Raw genomic sequence first — 18,713 nt, 5'->3', positions numbered from 1 at the left:
CACCGGGACACGGACCGATCCAGCGCAACGGTCCGAACGTATGGTGAGGAATTTCCAGGAGCCGCGCCTGACTTGATCAAGGGCTGCGTGCCTCGACGCGCGCCCGGAGCGCAGGGAATAAGATGGCGACCAAGCAAAAAGACGTGCCGACCATGGCCCGCAACACCAATTCACGCCGCATCCGCAAAATCTTTGGTAACATTCACGAAATCAGCGAGATGCCGAACCTCATCGAGGTTCAGCGTGAATCCTACGAGCAATTCCTTCGTTCCGATCCGTCGGTCGGCTATGTCTCCGGCCTCGAAAAGACCCTGCGCTCGGTCTTCCCAATCCAGGATTTCGCTGGAACGGCTCACCTCGACTTCGATCGCTATGAGCTCGAAGCGCCCAAGTACGACACCGACGAGTGCCGCCAGCGCGGGCTGACCTATGCCGCGCCGATGCGCGTGACCCTGCGGCTCACCTCCTTCGAAATCGATCCCGACACTGAGGCCAAGTCGGTCATCGATATCAAGGAGCAGGACGTTTACATGGGCGACATGCCGCTCATGACCCAGAACGGCACCTTCATCATCAACGGCACCGAGCGCGTCATCGTCAGCCAGATGCACCGATCGCCGGGCGTGCTGTTCGACCATGACCGCGGCAAGACCCATGCCAGCGGCAAATATCTCTTCGCCGCCCGCGTCATCCCCTACCGCGGCAGCTGGCTGGACTTCGAATTCGACGCCAAGGACATCGTCAACGTCCGGATCGACCGCAAGCGCAAGCTGCCGGTTACCGCGCTGCTGCACGCGCTCGGCCTGTCGAGCGAGGAAATCCTCAACACCTTCTACAACCGCCTGACCTATGTCCGCGGCAAGAACGGCTGGCAGATCCCGTACAACGCCGAAGCGTGGCGCGGCCAGAAGCCCAACCATGACGTGGTCGACGCCGACAGCGGCGAGATCATCTTCAAGGCGCATGAAAAGATCACGCCGCGCAAGGCCAATGCCGCGGCCAAGGATGGTCTCAAGAACCTGATCATCCCGACCGAGGAAATCTTCGGTCGCTTCTCGGCCTACGACCTCATCAACGAGAAGTCCGGCGAGATCTACGTCGAGGCCGGTGATGAAATTTCGGCCGAAAACCTGGAGAAGCTCGACAAGGCCGGCGTTGACCGGCTCGAGCTGCTCGACATCGACTATGTCAACACCGGTCCGTGGATCCGCAACACGCTGAAGGCCGACAAGTCGGAAGACGGCGACAGCGCGCTGGCCGACATTTATCGCGTCATGCGCCCCGGCGAGCCGCCGACCCGCGAGACCGCGGACGCGCTGTTCTATGGCCTGTTCTTCGATCCGGAGCGCTATGACCTGTCGGCCGTTGGCCGCGTCAAGCTCAACATGCGCCTCGGCCTCGATGCCGAGGACACGGTCACCACCCTTCGCCGCGAGGACATTCTGGCGGTGGTCCAGGAGCTGGTGAACCTGAAGGACGGCAAGGGCGAGATCGACGACATCGACAACCTCGCCAACCGCCGCGTCCGGTCCGTCGGCGAACTGCTGGAAAACCAGTACCGCGTTGGACTGCTGCGCATGGAGCGCGCGGTGAAGGAGCGGATGAGCTCGGTCGATGTGTCGACCGTGATGCCCAACGACCTCATCAACGCCAAGCCGGCCGTAGCCGCGGTGCGCGAATTCTTCGGCTCGTCACAGCTGTCGCAGTTCATGGACCAGACCAACCCGCTTTCGGAAGTCACCCACAAGCGCCGCGTGTCGGCGCTTGGACCGGGCGGCCTCACCCGCGAGCGCGCCGGTTTCGAGGTCCGCGACGTCCATCCGACCCACTATGGCCGCATCTGCCCGATCGAGACGCCGGAAGGCCCGAACATCGGCCTGATCAACTCGCTCGCCAGCTTCAGCCGGGTCAACAAGTACGGCTTCATCGAAACCCCTTACCGAAAGGTCGTCGACCGCAAGGTGACTAACGAGGTCGTCTATCTTTCGGCGATGGAAGAGGCCAAGCACACCATTGCCCAGGCCAACGCCGAGCTGGACGCCAAGGGCGGGTTCGTTGAAGAAATCGTCTCAAGCCGCCGCAATGGCGACTTCCTGATGGCCCAGCGCGATTCCATTACCCTGATGGACGTCAGCCCGAAGCAGCTGGTGTCGGTCGCGGCCTCGCTCATTCCCTTCCTGGAGAATGACGACGCCAACCGCGCCCTGATGGGTTCGAACATGCAACGTCAGGCAGTTCCGCTGCTCCAGGCCGATGCGCCGCTGGTCGGCACCGGCATGGAAGAAACGGTTGCGCGCGATTCCGGCGCAGCCATCGCCGCTCGCCGCACCGGCATCGTCGACCAGGTCGACGCGACCCGCATCGTCGTTCGCGTCACCAGCGACCTGCGCGCCGGTGAATCGGGCGTCGACATCTACACGCTGATGAAGTTCCAGCGATCGAACCAGAACACCTGCATCAACCAGCGCCCGCTGGTGAAGGTCGGTGATACGGTCGAGGCCGGCGAGATTATCGCCGACGGCCCCTCGACCCAGTTCGGCGAGCTGGCGCTTGGCCGCAATGTGCTCGTCGCGTTCATGCCGTGGAATGGCTACAACTATGAGGACTCGATCCTCATCAGCGAACGCATTGTGAAGGACGACGTCTTCACCTCGATCCACATCGAGGAATTCGAAGTCATGGCCCGCGACACCAAGCTTGGGCCGGAAGACATCACCCGCGACATTCCCAACGTCGGCGAGGAAGCGCTGCGCAACCTCGACGAGGCGGGCATTGTCTACATCGGTGCCGAGGTCGAGCCGGGCGACATCCTGTGCGGCAAGATCACGCCGAAGGGCGAAAGCCCGATGACGCCGGAAGAAAAGCTGCTTCGCGCCATCTTCGGTGAAAAGGCCTCGGACGTCCGCGACACCTCGCTGCGCCTGCCGCCTGGAGTCGCCGGCACCGTGGTCGAAGTGCGTGTGTTCAACCGTCACGGCATCGACATCGACGATCGTACCCGCGCCATTCAGAGCGAGGAAAAGGATCGCCTGCGCAAGGATGCCGATGACGAAAAGGGCATTCTCAACCGCGCTACCTTCGCGCGGCTTTCGGAAATGCTTCTCAAGCAGGTCGCGACCGCGGCTCCGAAGAGCATCAAGAAGGGCGCGACTCTCGACCAGTCGATGCTCGACGCGACCGACAAGCACGACTGGTGGAAGATTGCCGTCAAGGACGACAAGCGCCAGGCCGACCTCGAAGCGCTGAAGGCGCAGTATGACGAGAGCATCGCGGTCATCAACCGCAAGTTCGAGGATCGCGTCGAGAAGCTCGAGCGCGGTGATGAGCTGCCCCCCGGCGTGCTCAAGATGGTCAAGGTGTTCGTTGCGGTGAAGCGCAAGCTTCAGCCGGGCGACAAGATGGCCGGCCGTCACGGTAACAAGGGCGTCATCAGCCGGATCCTGCCGCAGGAAGACATGCCCTTCCTGGAGGACGGAACCCCGGTCGACATCGTCCTCAATCCGCTCGGCGTGCCGTCGCGCATGAACGTCGGCCAGATCTTCGAAACTCATCTTGGCTGGGCCGCGCGCGGCCTCGGCAAGCAGATCCAGGAAATGCTGGAAGGCATCCACGCCCGCGGCGCGGAGTTCAGCGGCAAGGACGCCAAGGAGGTCCGGAACAAGCTGAAGGACATCTACGGCGACAACTACACCAAGGACATCGACGCTCGGAACGACGAGGAATTGTTCGAGCTGGCCTCGAACCTGGTCGGCGGCGTGCCGATGGGCACCCCGGTATTCGACGGCGCTCGCGAACCCGACGTGTCCGCGATGCTCGAGAAGGCGGGGCTCGACAAGTCGGGCCAGGTAACCTTGTTCGACGGCCGCACCGGCGATGCCTTCGACCGCAAGGTGACTGTGGGCTACATCTACATGCTGAAGCTCCACCACCTGGTCGATGACAAGATCCACGCTCGCTCGATCGGCCCGTACAGCCTCGTCACCCAGCAGCCGCTGGGCGGCAAGGCCCAGTTCGGCGGACAGCGCTTCGGCGAAATGGAGGTGTGGGCGCTACAGGCTTACGGCGCTGCCTACACCCTTCAGGAAATGCTGACGGTGAAGTCGGATGACGTGATCGGCCGGACCAAGGTCTACGAAGCGATCGTCAAGGGTGACGATACGTTCGAGGCCGGCATCCCCGAAAGCTTCAACGTGCTGGTCAAGGAAATGCGCTCGCTGGGTCTCAACGTCGAACTGGATTCGATCGAAGATCCCGATGCCGAGCCGGCCGCCATCGCCGCCGAGTAACTGAAATTCCCTCGCCCCTCCCCAAGCGGGAGGGGAATGGAGAAAGATGAATATGAACGAGCTGACCAACTTCGCGAACCCGGTGGCAAAGCCGGAAACCTTCGACCAGATCAAGATCGGCATCGCGTCTCCCGACAAGATCCGTTCCTGGTCGTTTGGCGAGATCAAGAAGCCCGAGACGATCAACTACCGCACGTTCAAGCCCGAGCGTGACGGCCTGTTCTGTGCGCGCATCTTCGGTCCGATCAAGGATTACGAATGCCTGTGCGGCAAGTACAAGCGGATGAAGTACAAGGGCATCGTCTGCGAAAAGTGCGGCGTCGAGGTGACCGTTTCGAAGGTTCGCCGCGAGCGCATGGGCCACATTGAGCTGGCCGCGCCAGTTGCCCACATCTGGTTCCTCAAGTCGCTGCCGAGCCGCATCGGCCTGCTGCTCGACATGCAGCTGAAGCAGCTTGAGCGGATCCTCTATTTCGAGAGCTATGTGGTGATCGAGCCCGGCCTGACCGCGCTCGAGAAATATCAGCTGCTGTCGGAAGACGAGCTGCTGTCCGCCCAGGACGAATATGGCGAGGACGCGTTCTCGGCCGGAATCGGCGCCGAGGCGGTCAAGACCATGCTGATGGACCTCGACCTTGAAGGCGAGCGCGAAGAGCTTCTGAAGGAGCTCAGCGAGACCAAGTCGGAACTGAAGCCGAAGAAGATCATCAAGCGTTTGAAGGTCGTCGAGAGCTTCATCGATTCCGGCAACCGCCCGGAATGGATGATCCTCGAAGTCATCCCGGTCATTCCGCCCGAGCTTCGCCCGCTGGTGCCGCTCGACGGCGGCCGCTTCGCGACGTCGGACCTGAATGACCTCTATCGCCGCGTAATCAACCGTAACAACCGTTTGAAGCGGTTGATGGAATTGCGCGCTCCGGACATCATCGTCCGCAACGAGAAGCGAATGCTTCAGGAAGCGGTCGATGCGCTGTTCGACAACGGCCGCCGCGGCCGCACCATCACCGGTGCCAACAAGCGTCCGCTGAAGTCGCTGTCTGACATGCTCAAGGGCAAGCAGGGCCGTTTCCGCCAGAACCTGCTCGGCAAGCGCGTCGACTATTCGGGCCGTTCGGTGATCGTCACCGGTCCGGAACTCAAGCTTCACCAGTGCGGCCTGCCGAAGAAGATGGCGCTCGAGCTGTTCAAGCCGTTCATCTACTCGCGCCTCGATGCCAAGGGTCTGTCGATGACCCTCAAGCAGGCCAAGAAGTGGGTCGAGAAAGAGCGCAAGGAAGTTTGGGACATCCTTGACGAGGTGATCCGCGAGCATCCGGTGCTTTTGAACCGCGCGCCGACGCTCCACCGCCTCGGCATCCAGGCGTTCGAGCCCGTGCTGATCGAGGGCAAGGCGATTCAGCTCCATCCGCTGGTCTGCTCGGCGTTCAACGCCGACTTCGACGGCGACCAGATGGCCGTGCACGTCCCGCTGAGCCTCGAGGCCCAGCTGGAAGCGCGCGTCCTGATGATGTCGACCAACAACATCCTGTCGCCTGCCAATGGCAAGCCGATCATCGTTCCGTCACAGGACATGGTTCTCGGCCTCTACTATCTGTCGATGCAGAAGGAAGCCGAGCCCGGCGAAGGCATGCTGCTGGCCGACATGACCGAAGTGCACCAGGCGCTCTCTGCCGGTGCGGTCACGCTTCACTCCAAGATCGTCAGCCGCGTCCCGCAGACGGACGAGGACGGCAATCAATATATGAAGCGCTTCGAGACGACCCCGGGCCGGATGCTGCTCGGCGAAACTCTGCCGAAGAGCCACAAGGTGCCGTTCGAGACCGTCAACCGCCTCCTCACCAAGAAGGAGATCGGCGACGTTATCGACACCGTCTATCGCCACACCGGCCAGAAAGAGACGGTGCTGTTCGCCGACGCCATCATGGGCCTCGGTTTCCGCCACGCTTTCCGCGCCGGCATTTCGTTCGGCAAGGACGACATGGTCATTCCGGGTTCGAAGGTAGGCTTGGTCGACGAGACCCGCTCGCTCGTGAAGGACTATGAGCAGCAGTATCAGGACGGCCTGATCACCCAGCAGGAAAAGTACAACAAGGTGATCGACGCCTGGTCGCGTTGCGGCGACCGCGTTGCGAGCGAGATGATGAAGGAAATCTCGTCCGTGAAGATTGGCGACGATGGTCGCGAGCTGCCGATCAACTCGATCTACATGATGGCCCATTCGGGCGCTCGTGGCTCGCAGGCCCAGATCAAGCAGTTGGCCGGCATGCGCGGCCTGATGGCCAAGCCGTCGGGCGAGATCATCGAAACGCCGATCATCTCGAACTTCAAGGAAGGCCTGACCGTCCTTGAGTATTTCAACTCGACCCACGGCGCCCGCAAGGGCCTGGCCGATACGGCGCTCAAGACGGCGAACTCGGGCTACCTGACCCGCCGCCTGGTCGACGTGTCGCAGGACGCGGTCATCATCGAGGAAGATTGCGGTACCGACCGTGCGCTGGAGATGCGTGCCATCGTCCAGGGCGGTGCCGTCATTGCTTCGCTGGCCGACCGGGTGCTGGGCCGTACCACGGCCGAGGACATCATCGATCCCAAGACCAACGAAACCCTCATTCCCGAGGGCGCGTTGCTCGACGAGGCGATGGTCGCTCAGCTTGAGGAAATCGGCCTGCAGGGCATCAAGATCCGCTCGCCGCTGGTCTGCGCCTCGAAGCAGGGCGTATGCGCCAAGTGCTACGGCCGCGACCTTGCTCGCGGTACTCCGGTCAACATCGGCGAAGCGGTGGGCGTTATCGCCGCCCAGTCGATCGGCGAGCCGGGCACCCAGCTGACGATGCGGACTTTCCACATCGGCGGTGCGGCCCAGCTCAACGAAGTGTCGAACCTCGAGGCGCCGGTCGACGGCACCATCGAGCTCAGGGACATGCCGACGATTACCGATCCGCGCGGGCGACACCTGTCGCTGTCACGTTCGGGCGAAATCGCGATCCTCGACATGGACGGCCGCGAACTTAGCACGCACCGTATTCCTTACGGCGCGCACCTGATGGTCGAGAATGGCCACATTATCAGCCGCGGCGATCGCATCGCCGAATGGGATCCTTCGTTCAGCCCGGTGATCACCGAGCGCGCGGGTTCGGTGAAGTTCCAGGACCTCATCGAGAACCGCACGCTGGTCGAGCAGACCGACGAGTCGACCGGCATTTCGCAGCGCGCGGTCATCGACGACCTCGCCAAGTCGAAGAAGGAGGACCTGCGTCCGCGCCTGACCATGATGAGCGGCAAGGGCGCGGAAGAGGCGGGCGTATATCGCCTCGCCCCTGGCGCGGTGATCGCGGTCGAGGACGGCCAGACGGTCGAGGCCGGCGAAGTGCTGGCCCGCATGCCGCGCGAAGCCGCCCGGACCCGCGACATTACCGGCGGTCTGCCGCGCGTCGCGGAGCTGTTCGAAGCGCGGAAGCCCAAGGAGAATGCGATCATTGCCAAGATCTCGGGCAAGGTCAGCTTCAAGAAGGACTATAAGGCCAAGCGCAAGATCGCGATCATCCCCGACGACGGGTCGGATCCGGTCGAGTATCTGGTGCCGAAGTCCAAGGTCATCGACGTGCAGGAAGGCGATTACGTCAAGCGCGGCGACAATCTGGTCGGCGGCTCGCCCGATCCGCACGACATCCTTGAGGTGCTCGGCGTCGTGGCGCTGGCCGAATATCTCGTCAGCGAGATCCAGGAGGTCTATCGACTTCAGGGCGTGAAGATCAACGACAAGCACATCGAGGTGATCGTTCGCCAGATGCTGCAGAAGGTCGAGATCACCGATGGCGGCGACACCACTCTCCTGGCCGGCGAACAGGTCGACCGCGAGGAAATGGACGAGATCAACGCCCGGCTCGAGAAGAAGCAGAAGCTGGCCGAAGGCAAGCCGGTGCTGCTTGGCATCACCAAGGCGAGCTTGCAGACCCGCAGCTTCATCTCGGCCGCGTCCTTCCAGGAGACAACCAGGGTGCTGACCGAGGCTTCTGTTCAGGGCAAGGTCGATACGCTGATCGGGCTCAAGGAGAATGTCATCGTCGGCCGGCTGATCCCGGCGGGTACGGGCGCCGGCATGAACCGGATGCGGATCGCAGCTTCCAGCCGCGATGCCGCGCTCCGCGCCCAGCAGCGCAAGCTGCAGGAGGCGCTGATTGCTCCGGAGTCGGCCGCGGAAGAGCATGCCGCCGAACTCGCCCAGGGACCGGAAGCCGCGACCAATTCGGACCCGCTGGCCTCCGTTACGCCTTCGGGCAGCGGCAGCGACGCCGACGCAGGCGAATATCTGAACGACTGATCGGTCGGACAGAGCTAATAAAAAAGCCCCGCCGGAGACGATCCGGCGGGGCTTCTTTTTTGTCCGGCCTTAGCTGCTTAGCAGTTGCCGCCGTGGATGGCATTTTCGGTGCAATTGGCGGCCGACTTGACGTCGTCACCAGCGCCCCGGACCGTGTTGCAAGCGGCGACCGCAAGCGCCCCACCGATTACTAACAACGTCATCACCCTGCGAACCATGGTCGAAGCTCCTTTTGATGGCGTAACGACCATGGCCGAAATCAGGTGGCGTTGTCGACAGCATTCGCCGCCGACTTCACATCATCACCGGCGCCGCGCACCGTGTTGCATGCCGCAACGGCGAGGCTGCCGCCGATCAGGATCAAGGTCACTACTTTGCGAAACATGGGAAATCCTCCTGTCTAGCTGCTGAACGAACGCCGGAAGTGAGGATTTGGTGCCATCACGCTGGCGAAATGGTCTCAGACTGCGACGGGAGCGGCGATATGCGGGTGCGGCTCGTACGCTTCGAAAGCGAAATCCTCCGCCTCATAACTGAAGATGTCCTGGCCGCGATCTTTCATCACCAGTTGCGGCAGCGGACGCGGCTCGCGGCTGAGCTGAGTATGCGCCTGGTCGAGATGGTTCGAATAGAGATGCACATCGCCGCCGGTCCACACGAACACGCCCGGTTCCAGGCCGCATTCCCGAGCGAGCATATGGGTCAGGAGCGCATAGCTGGCGATGTTGAAGGGCACGCCGAGGAAGAAGTCGGCGCTGCGCTGATAAAGCTGCAAATTCAGCCGGCCAGCCGCGACCTGCGTCTGGAACAGGCAATGGCAGGGCGCCAATGCCATTCGTTCGATCTCGCCCGGGTTCCAGGTGGTGACGATTTGCCGCCGCGATCCGGGGTCGCTCCGGATCAAGTCGATCAGGTTGCGAATCTGGTCGATGTGGCGCCCGTCGGCCGTCTCCCAATCGCGCCATTGCTTGCCGTAAACCGGTCCAAGGTCGCCATGGTCGTCGGCCCACTCGTTCCAGATGCTGACATTACGTTCCTGCAGCCAGCGGACATTCGTGTCCCCGCGCAGGAACCACAGCAATTCGACAATGATTGATCGCAAATGGAGCTTTTTCGTCGTCAGCAACGGAAACCCGTCAGCCAGGTCGAACCGCAGCTGGCCGCCGAACAAGGATCGGGTTCCGGTTCCGGTGCGATCCATCTGCTCGACTCCCTCGTCGAGAATCTTCTGCATCAGGTCGAGATATTGGCGCATGGACCTACCCTAACCTTCCCATCCGGCCCGTCCAGCATCAGTTTTACGAGCAAATTCGGTCCATTTTTGAGGAGGTTGGCTTAGGCACAAAGGCCGCCGCCACATAGAATTTCGGCATGTTGCGTCAGCGTGCCGAATCACCTGCGCTCCTCAATGGTCATGAGGCGGCGCGCCGCTTCCTCGGTTCATATTTCGATGTCCAGGATATGGAATGCGAGCAACTGTTGGTCGCCCATGTCGACAGCCAGGCGCGCTGCATCCATGTCGAACGCTATCAGGGAATGCCTACTGCCGTCGGTCTCCCGGTACGCGACATATTGGCGGATGCGCTGAGGCTCGGCAGCTCCGGCGTGATCCTTGCCCACAACCACCCGAGCGGCGATCCGCGGCCGAGCGAGTCAGACTATCGGGCTACGCGCAAGCTGGCCCGGGCCGCCGAGGTCATCGATCTTGCCGTTCTGGACCATCTGATCTTCGGTGCCCGGGACTATAGCAGCATGCGCCAGATGGGCCTGCTCTAATCCTTCGTCATGCAGGGCTTGATCGCTTGCGGGGCGGGTCGCGGCGCAGCGATCTTGAAAGCCATGAAATAGGCGTCGCTGCCGGCTAGCCGCTGCGACTGCACCAGCTTCAGTCCCACCGCGCTTAATTCGCAAGCCAATTCCTTCGGCCTCATGCCGTGCCGTTTCACCGGCCGGTCGGCATCGACCACAATCACCAACCCATTGGGCTTGAGGCCGTCTCGCAGGTGCCAAGCAAACTCATAGGGCTCGGTCACTTCATGATAGACATGAACCAGGAAGATCCGGTCGAACGAGCCCTTCGGCAGCAGCGGGTTGGAAGCCTGTCCCAGCTTTACCGCGACATTGTCGAGCTTTTCTCGCTCGACCCGCTGGGCCAGGCGATCGCGGGTCTCGGACACGATGTCCTCGGCCAATACCCTGCCCCGTGGCCCGACCAGCGGAGCCAGCCTGACCGTGTAATAGCCCTCGCCGGCTCCAACGTCGGCAACCGACATGCCGCGCGCCACACCTGCGAGGCGCATGACTTCCTCCGCCTCGCCCATGCGGTCGCGCGCATCCTCGGTCGAAAAGCTGTCGCCGACGATCGGCGCGACATCGCGCCCGGCCTCGGGGAAAACGCGCGCCGGTTGCGGCTCGGCGCGGCAAGCGGCGAGGCTTAGGAAAAACAGGAGCGTCGAGGCTTTACTCGACATCCTCGACATCCACCTTCTCGCCGGTGACCCGCTGCGAAAGGGCGGCGGCCATGAACCGGTCGAGATCGCCGTCGAGCACGTCCGACGGTGCGGTTGAGGTCACCCCGGTGCGCAGGTCCTTCACCAGCTGGTAGGGCTGAAGCACGTAGCTGCGGATTTGGTGGCCCCAGCCGATATCCGTCTTGGCGGCATTGACCGCATTGGCCTCCGCCTCCCGCTTCTGCAGTTCATTTTCATAGAGGCGCGCACGCAGCTGCTTATAGGCTTCGGCGCGATTCTTGTGCTGGCTACGTTGGTTTTGACAGGACACCACAATACCCGTCGGGATGTGGGTGATCCGGACGGCACTGTCGGTCGTATTGATATGCTGCCCTCCCGCGCCCGAGGCACGATAGGTGTCGATGCGAAGATCGGCCTCGTTGACCTCGATATCGATGTCGTCGTCGACCTCCGGATATACCCAGACCGAGGCGAAGCTGGTGTGGCGCCGCGCCGAGCTGTCATAAGGGCTGATCCGTACCAGCCGGTGCACACCGCTCTCGGTTTTGAGGTTGCCGTAGGCGTTCTCGCCCCTGATCATGATCGTGGCTGACTTGATGCCGGCCTGTTCGCCCGCGTGATGATCGATCAGCTCGACCTTCATCCCGTGACGCTCGCCCCAGCGGCTGTACATCCGCTGCAGCATCCCGGCCCAGTCCTGACTCTCCGTCCCCCCGGCGCCTGCGTTGACCTCGACATAAGCATTGTTGGCATCGGCTTCGCCGGCCAGCAGCGCGGCGACCTTATCCTTCTCGGCCCGGTCGGCAAGCTCGCCAAGCGACCGGACGCCATCGTCGATCAGCTCCTCGTCGCCCTCCGCCTCGGCCATCTCGATTAGCTCGACGGTATCCTTAAGCTCGGTTTCGATTTTCTGCGTGGCACCGATCGCTTCTTCGAGCCGGCGCCGCTCGCGCATCACTTCCTGCGCTGCCTTGGGATCGTCCCACAGCGCCGGATCTTCGACCTTGTCGTTAAGCTCTCCGAGACGGCGGTTGGCCTTGTCCCAGTCGAGGAATCGGCGAAGCAGCGCGGTGGCGGCATTGATCTGGTCGATATGGGCTTGCGCTTCGGCGCGCATGGCAGGTTCTTCCGTTCCGTAATTTCGTCACCCCCGCGAAAGCGGGGACCCAGCAAAAAAGCAAAGAAAATTTGGGTTCCCGCTTACGCGGAAATGACGAGGAGAGTTAGTAGATGCCGCCCTGCCTTTGCAAGAATTCGCCGCTGTCCGCGGGTGCCTTCGGCCGGTTCTGGGCCGTCCGGCGCTGCGGCCGGTCAACGGCGTGTTGAGCGATAGCACCCTCGTCTGTCTGTGCCTTGGCCAGCTCAATGCTGCGGCGGAATGAACGGCGCGGCTCGGTCTCCGGCTGGAATGCCTCCCAGATTATCGATGATTTAGGGTCGACCGTGGTCGGGAAACTGCCGAACACCCGCTTGCCGGTGATACGGTCGATCCGGACCATCCGGATTCCAGGCGGAGCCACGAACGGCACTTTCGGCATGCCCTGGAACGCGACCTGAGCGAATTGCTTGAATACGGGCGCGGCGATGCGCCCACCCTGGGCACCATGGCCCATGGGTCGAGGCTGGTCGTAGCCCAGGTAAACGCCCGCAACGACTTCCGGAGTGCCGCCGATGAACCAGACATTGGTTGGGCCGGACGTCGTGCCGGTCTTGCCAAACATGGGCCGGTCGAGATCGCGAAGCACGGTCGCCGTGCCGCGCTCAATGACGCCCTCCATAATGTGGACCATCTGGTAAGCGGCCTGGGCATCCAGCAATTGCCGCTGGCGCGACGGCGGCCGAGGCATCGCCTTGCCGTCCCAGTCGGCCGAATTGCAGGAGCCGCCATTATCGTCTTCCATGACCTGGCAGCGATTGTCGCTGCGGTAGACCACCTTGCCATTGCGGTCCTGGACATAGTCGATCAGCGTCGGGGTGACCGACCGGCCGTTGTTGGCCAGCATCGCATAGGCATTGGTGAGCTTGAGCACCGTCGTGTCGCCGGCGCCCAGCGCGATCGACAGGTAACGGTCGTAAGTTCCAACTCCCAGCTTGGAGGCGTTGGCCACCACCTTATCCATGCCGGTCTGGGAGGCGGCACGGATGGTCATCAGGTTGCGCGATTGTTCCACGCCCCATCGCATCGTCTTCGGCCCGCTATATTTGCCGTCGAAATTGCGGAAGCATTTGTTGCCGAGGCCGGCGCCTTGCCAGACGCAGAAGGGGGCATCGACGATGATCGATGCCGGAGTCATGCCATTTTCAAGCGCGGTGACATAGACGATCGGCTTGAACGCCGATCCCGGCTGGCGATTGGCCTGTGTCGCCCGATTATAGGATGATCCAACGACGTCGAACCCGCCCTGCATCGCCATCACCCGACCGGTGTGTACCTCTTCCGCGACGAACCCGCCGCCGATTTCGGGGATCGATCGCAACGCATAGCTGCCCGGCCCATCCTGCTTGACGATGATGATCATCCCTGGACGGAGACTGTTGAACGCCGCTCCGCCAACCCCGCGAACCGGTTGCGATGCTGCTGAAGCAGGAAGAGTGCCGGTCGATCCGTCGGGAAAGCCGATACGCGCGCTTCCGCCGGCCTTGTCGAGCACGACAGCCTTTTTCCAGTCGGGAAAGCCGGTGCCGAGCGCCGCGATACGCAGTTGGTTTTGCCAGTCGCCGCCAACATCGACGCTAAGGCCGGTTTCGCGCCAGCCCCTGCCCCCGTCGAACCGGGCCAGGCCTTCGCGCAACGCTTCCGCCGCGGCGTCCTGCATCTTGGGGACCATCGAAGTCCGCACCCATAGACCGCCCGCGTAAACGCTGTTGGGGCCGTCATCGGCCTTTTCGCCAAACCGCTTGATCAGGTCGCGGCGGACCTCTTCCATGAAATAGCCACCTTGATCGCGAAACTTGGCGCTGCTGCCATAGCGAATGGTGCCAAGCGGAGTTGCTGCGGCCGCTGCTCGCTGTTCGTTGGTGATGTAGCCATTGGCTGCCATTTCATTGAGCACATAGTTGCGGCGAGCGAGCGCCTTGGCGGTCGCCCGGACCGGGTCATAGTTGCTCGGCGCCTTTGGCAGCACGGCCAGATAAGCCGCCTCGGGCAGTGTCAGGTCACTGACGTCCTTGTCGAAATAGGCCCGGCTCGCCGCCTGTACGCCATATGCATTGCGGCCAAGGAAGATGGAATTGAGGTAGAGTTCGAGGATTTGCTGTTTCGACAGGGTATCCTCCAGCCGAAACGCCAGTATTGCCTCGCGGATTTTGCGGCTCACCGCGTAGGCATCGTCCTGAAGTAGATATTTTGCGACCTGCTGGGTAATGGTCGATCCGCCTTTGGCGCGGCCGCCGGTAACCGACTTGGTCGTATAATCGAACACCGCTCCGATCAGGCCGGGATAGTCGATCCCGCCATGGGTGAAGAAGGTCTTGTCTTCGGCCGAGATGAAGGCGTTGACCACCAGCGGCGGATACTCATCGAACGCCAGTTCGACGCGCCGCTCCCGCGCAAAGGTTTGCACCGGATTTCCGTCGTAGCCGCGAACATTGGTCGGCAATGGGGGCTGGTAGGCTAGCAGCTTTTCGGACGTCGGAAGGTTGATCGCGAATATGATGAAGATCACCGCGCCGAACATTAGGCCGGCAAAAGCGGCCCAACTCAGTCGCCGCACCCAAATCTTCTCGAACCACGGGTCGATCCGTTGATGGACTCGATGGTTGAAGACGACGAGGTTGGGGAGCCGGAAATTGGCCAAATTGTCTGGGAGCTTTAGGGTCGGAAGGTCCATTGTCCGGGCCTGTCTAGCGACTTCGTATGAGCGGCGAAAGCCGCCGCGTTCAGCGGCTCGACCGTGCTGCCAGATCGGCTTCGACAGCCTGTGCCAGCGACAGGACCAGCGGCGCGCGCCCTTCCCTGGTCATCAGCCTGGCTTCGTCATCGGCATTGCTGATGTAGCCAGCTTCAACCAGCACCGCCGGCGTCTCGGCTCGCCGCAACACATGGAACGCGGCAAACTGGTGCGGGCGCGGACGAAGTTCGACGCTGCCTGCCGCGCGCCGCAACATCCGCTCCGCAAGCCCGGCCGAATCCTCCATTTGCTCGCGCAGCGCGACATCGGCCAGCAATGCGCGGACGCTGTTGTCGGCCTCGCTTGATAGCGCCCCGTCCCCGCCATTCTCGGTAGCTGCGAGGCGCGCCGCCTCGGCGCTCGAAGCGACGTCCGATAGCGAATATACGGTCGCGCCGCGCGCAAGCGGATTTGGCGCGCTGTCCATGTGTAACGAGAGGAACAGGCCGGCATGAAGGTGCCGGGCGATCGCCGCACGCTCCTCAAGCGTCAGATATTTGTCGTCCTCACGGGTAAGGGCGACCCGAACCCGCCCGCGTTGCTCAAGCAGATCGGCCAGTTCACGCGCCATGGCCAGGGTCAAATCCTTTTCGCGGCTCGTGCCCGACACACCACCGGCGCCCGGATCGCGGCCGCCATGACCAGGATCGATCAGCACGATCGGCCGTCCCGGTACCCGGGCTTCGCGCACCCGGACGTCCTTGACCGGTTCGGGAAGCACCAGCGTCAACCCGCCGGTCCGGGCCTCCCCGATCAGCGCAATTGCGTCGGCGACCACTCCGGTCCGGCCGCGCGCGACGGCAAGCGCCAGCAATGCGGTTGCGCCCAATAGTGCAGCGAATGCCGCCAATCCGATCAGGCGCTTACGATCCATGTGTACGAGGTTAGGATGCGGCGCCCCTTCCGCCAAGCTCGACATCGGACGAATTTTTGACCCGGTTTCGGTTGCGGGGCGGCGGCACGGATGCTAACCGGCGTTGTTCTTTCAAGCTTTGAAAGGGCGCTCGCCGCGGCCATTCGGCTCCGCGGCATTCAAGGTTGACGCTGCATGATGCCACAAGACGCCATTGCCATGCTCCAAAGTGAGCTTGGCCGCGCGTCGTTCGCGACAAGGATCGCGGACAGCCATGCAGCAGAGGCAATTTTCGCACATCGCGCCATCGCTGAGGAAGCGCTGGCCCTGACCATCGCGCGCCGCCTGTCCACAAGGGCTGGCCTGCGCGCCCGGAGAATTTTCAATGTCCATGCGCATGCTAATCGACGCGCGCCACCCGGAGGAGACCCGGGTCGCCGTCGCCAAGGGAAACCGGATCGAGGAATTTGATTTCGAATCCTCGGAGCACAAGCAGCTCAAAGGTAATATCTATCTCGCCAAGGTAACTCGTGTCGAACCGTCGCTGCAGGCGGCGTTCGTCGATTACGGCGGCAACCGCCACGGATTCCTTGCTTTTAGCGAAATCCATCCTGACTATTATCAGATTCCAAAGGCCGACCGCGATGCGCTGCTGGCCGAAGAGGCTGAGCACGCCGCCGAGGAAGAGCGGCTTCGCGCCGCCGAGCTCGACGATGACGACTACGACGATGCGGAGATAGTCGAAGAGGCGGACGCCGGCGAGGATTCGGGCGATCCCGAAGCCGGCGGCGACGAAGCGGCCGAGGTCGGCACCGGATCGGCCCGCTCGCCGGTCGACGAGAGCGCCGCCGAGGAGCTTCGGCGCAAGCGCCAGGCGCTCCGCCGCCGCTACAAGATCCAGGATGTCATCCAGCGCCGCCAGGTGCTGCTGGTCCAGGTCGTCAAGGAAGAGCGCGGCAACAAGGGCGCCGCTCTCACCACATATTTGTCGCTGGCCGGCCGTTATTGCGTGCTGATGCCCAACACGTCGCACGGCGGCGGCATCAGCCGGAAGATCAGCAACGGGGCCGACCGCAAGCGGCTGAAGTCGATCATTTCCGACCTCAAGCTGCCGTCGACGATGGGCCTGATCGTCCGCACCGCCGGGCTGTCGCGCACCAAAGTCGAGATCAAGCGCGACTTCGACTATCTCGCCCGGCTTTGGGACGAGGTTCGCGAGCGCACCCTTTCATCCTCGGCACCGGCGCTGATTTACCGCGACAGCGATCTCATCAAGCGCGCCATACGAGATCTTTATCACCGCGAAATCGACGAAGTCGTGGTCGAAGGCGACGACGGCTATAAGGCTGCACGCGGCTTCATGAAATTGCTGATGCCGAGCCATGTCCGCCGGGTGAAGCAATATGTCGACCCGACGCCGGTGTTCCAGCGTTACGGCGTCGAAGACCAGCTGACTGCCATGTACCAGCCGGTCGTCCAGCTGAAGTCCGGCGGCTACCTGGTCATCAACCCGACTGAGGCGCTGGTCAGCATCGATATCAACTCGGGCCGGTCAACGCGTGAGCACAATATCGAGCAGACCGCTTTTGCCACAAACCTTGAAGCGGCCGCCGAAATCGCTCGCCAGCTGCGCCTGCGCGACATGGCCGGGTTGGTGGTGATCGACTTCATCGACATGGAGCAGAATAGCCACGTCCGTAAGGTCGAAAAGGCGATGAAGGAGGCGCTCAAGAACGACCGCGCCCGGATCCAGGTTGGACGCATATCGAGCTTCGGGCTGATGGAAATGAGCCGCCAGCGGCTGCGGACCGGCGTACTCGAAGCTTCGACTAAGGCTTGCTCGCATTGCGAAGGCACCGGCCTGATGCGCACCGCATCATCGTCCGGCCTTAGCGCGCTCCGTATTATCGAGGATGAGGCCGCGCGCGGCCGCGGCGACCGCATCACGCTGCGCGCCGGCAGCGAGGCCGCGATTTACGTGCTCAACCGAAAGCGCGCCGAATTGGCTGAGATCGAGGACCGCTATGGCGTGACCGTCGAAATCGCCATTGAGGAGAGCTTCGAAGGCGCCCGCATGACGGTCGAAAGTTCGGGCCCGCGCCCGGTGCCGAAAGAACGCCCGGCCCTGGCGCCGATCGTCGAGGAAGAAGACGATTATCTGCCCGAGGTCGACGAGGAAGAGGCGGAAGAGGAAGAGGCGCGTCCCGCCCGTGGCGAGGAAGATGACGAACGCGGCGCACGCCGTCGCCGTCGCCGCCGTCGCGGAGGGCGCGGCCGCAGGCGTGATGGCGAATCCGAACAGGCCGAGGCTTTGCCGGAATCCGCCGACGATGCTCCCGAGGCCGAAGCGCTCGGAGCTGAGGAAGTGGCGGAAGATGCGGAAACCAGATCCAAGTCGCGTCGTGGACGGCGTGGCGGACGCGGACGCAAGGGCCGGGACGAGTCAGTCGAAGCAGTGCCCACTGAAGCCGACATTTCGCCCGAAGAGCCGCCGATGGCCGATCTTCCGGTGTCGGAAGAGCCTGCGCCCGAAAGCGCTGACGCTGCCGTCGACGACAAGCCCAAGACTCGCCGCCGGCCACGCGCCCGCAAGAAGGACGAGGCAACGAGCGAAGCAGCTGTCGCGGAGCCTGCTGCGGTTGAGCATCCAGCGCCGGTCGAACCAGAAGAGAAGCCCAAGCGCCGGACCCGTGCCAAGAAGACGGCAGACGATGCTCCGGTAGAGCCCAAGCCGGCTGCCAAGCGCGCGAAATCGTCCGAGCCGCCTGAAGCGAGCAACGAGGATATCCCCGGCGACGGCAAGCCACGCAGTGGCTGGTGGCAGCGGACCTTCGGCTAGGCACGACTGACCGATGAAACCGGCCCTGTCAGAGACATCTGGGGCCGGCTTTC

11 protein-coding genes are annotated in these 18,713 nt (G+C 62.8%); 4 read left to right on the top strand and 7 right to left on the bottom strand.

The window, feature by feature from the left end:
- Nucleotides 1-122 precede the first annotated feature (122 nt).
- Nucleotides 123-4,286 carry a DNA-directed RNA polymerase subunit beta gene (gene rpoB, locus LZ518_RS01050; RefSeq protein ID WP_249914206.1) on the top strand — a complete coding sequence of 1,388 codons (4,164 nt, stop codon included), beginning with the start codon at nt 123-125 and terminating at the stop codon, nt 4,284-4,286.
- A 52-nt stretch (nt 4,287-4,338) separates the two neighbouring features.
- A complete protein-coding gene (rpoC, locus tag LZ518_RS01045) occupies nt 4,339-8,607 on the top strand; it encodes a DNA-directed RNA polymerase subunit beta' (RefSeq protein ID WP_249914205.1) in 4,269 nt (1,422 codons plus the stop codon).
- Between the two features lie 77 nt (nt 8,608-8,684).
- Here the strand turns inward: rpoC and LZ518_RS01040 are convergent, their stop codons facing one another.
- The 3 genes from LZ518_RS01040 to LZ518_RS01030 form a co-directional block, all read right to left on the bottom strand.
- Nucleotides 8,685-8,825: an entericidin EcnA/B family protein gene (locus tag LZ518_RS01040; protein WP_249914204.1), complete on the bottom strand. Its 141-nt coding sequence runs from the start codon at nt 8,823-8,825 to the stop codon at nt 8,685-8,687.
- Between the two features lie 41 nt (nt 8,826-8,866).
- Nucleotides 8,867-8,992, bottom strand: a complete 126-nt coding sequence (locus LZ518_RS01035) for an entericidin EcnA/B family protein (protein WP_249914203.1) — start codon at nt 8,990-8,992, stop codon at nt 8,867-8,869.
- Between the two features lie 75 nt (nt 8,993-9,067).
- A complete protein-coding gene (locus tag LZ518_RS01030) occupies nt 9,068-9,862 on the bottom strand; it encodes a thymidylate synthase (RefSeq protein WP_249914202.1) in 795 nt (264 codons plus the stop codon).
- Between the two features lie 116 nt (nt 9,863-9,978).
- Here LZ518_RS01030 and LZ518_RS01025 point away from each other — a divergent pair, with 116 nt between their 5' ends.
- Nucleotides 9,979-10,383, top strand: a complete 405-nt coding sequence (locus tag LZ518_RS01025; protein WP_249914201.1) for a JAB domain-containing protein — start codon at nt 9,979-9,981, stop codon at nt 10,381-10,383.
- Here LZ518_RS01025 and LZ518_RS01020 read toward each other — a convergent pair.
- The 4 genes from LZ518_RS01020 to LZ518_RS01005 all read right to left on the bottom strand — a co-directional run bounded on the left by LZ518_RS01020 (nt 10,380) and on the right by LZ518_RS01005 (nt 15,842).
- Entirely contained in the window at nt 10,380-11,078 is a 699-nt protein-coding gene (locus LZ518_RS01020; protein WP_249914200.1) for a class I SAM-dependent methyltransferase, read from the bottom strand. The two genes, LZ518_RS01025 and LZ518_RS01020, sit on opposite strands and share 4 nt — an antisense overlap.
- Complete coding sequence (prfB, locus tag LZ518_RS01015; RefSeq protein WP_249914199.1) at nt 11,068-12,195, bottom strand: peptide chain release factor 2; 1,128 nt, start codon at nt 12,193-12,195, stop codon at nt 11,068-11,070. Before prfB ends, LZ518_RS01020 begins: the two co-directional genes overlap by 11 nt.
- A 106-nt stretch (nt 12,196-12,301) precedes the next feature.
- Nucleotides 12,302-14,908, bottom strand: a complete 2,607-nt coding sequence (locus LZ518_RS01010) for a penicillin-binding protein 1A (protein WP_431358202.1) — start codon at nt 14,906-14,908, stop codon at nt 12,302-12,304.
- 49 nt (nt 14,909-14,957) lie between these two features.
- Complete coding sequence (locus LZ518_RS01005) at nt 14,958-15,842, bottom strand: N-acetylmuramoyl-L-alanine amidase family protein (RefSeq protein WP_249914198.1); 885 nt, start codon at nt 15,840-15,842, stop codon at nt 14,958-14,960.
- Nucleotides 15,843-16,206: 364 nt separating this feature from the next.
- Between LZ518_RS01005 and LZ518_RS01000 the strand changes: the two genes are divergently transcribed.
- Nucleotides 16,207-18,660 carry a ribonuclease E/G gene (locus LZ518_RS01000; RefSeq protein ID WP_249914197.1) on the top strand — a complete coding sequence of 818 codons (2,454 nt, stop codon included), beginning with the start codon at nt 16,207-16,209 and terminating at the stop codon, nt 18,658-18,660.
- Nucleotides 18,661-18,713 lie beyond the last annotated feature (53 nt).

The sequence above is a fragment of the Sphingomonas brevis genome (genome assembly GCF_023516505.1).
In the GTDB taxonomy this organism is placed as follows: domain Bacteria; phylum Pseudomonadota; class Alphaproteobacteria; order Sphingomonadales; family Sphingomonadaceae; genus Sphingomicrobium; species Sphingomicrobium breve.
Note: the sequence above shows the minus strand (reverse complement) of the source record. Positions and strands in the feature narration are given on the sequence as shown.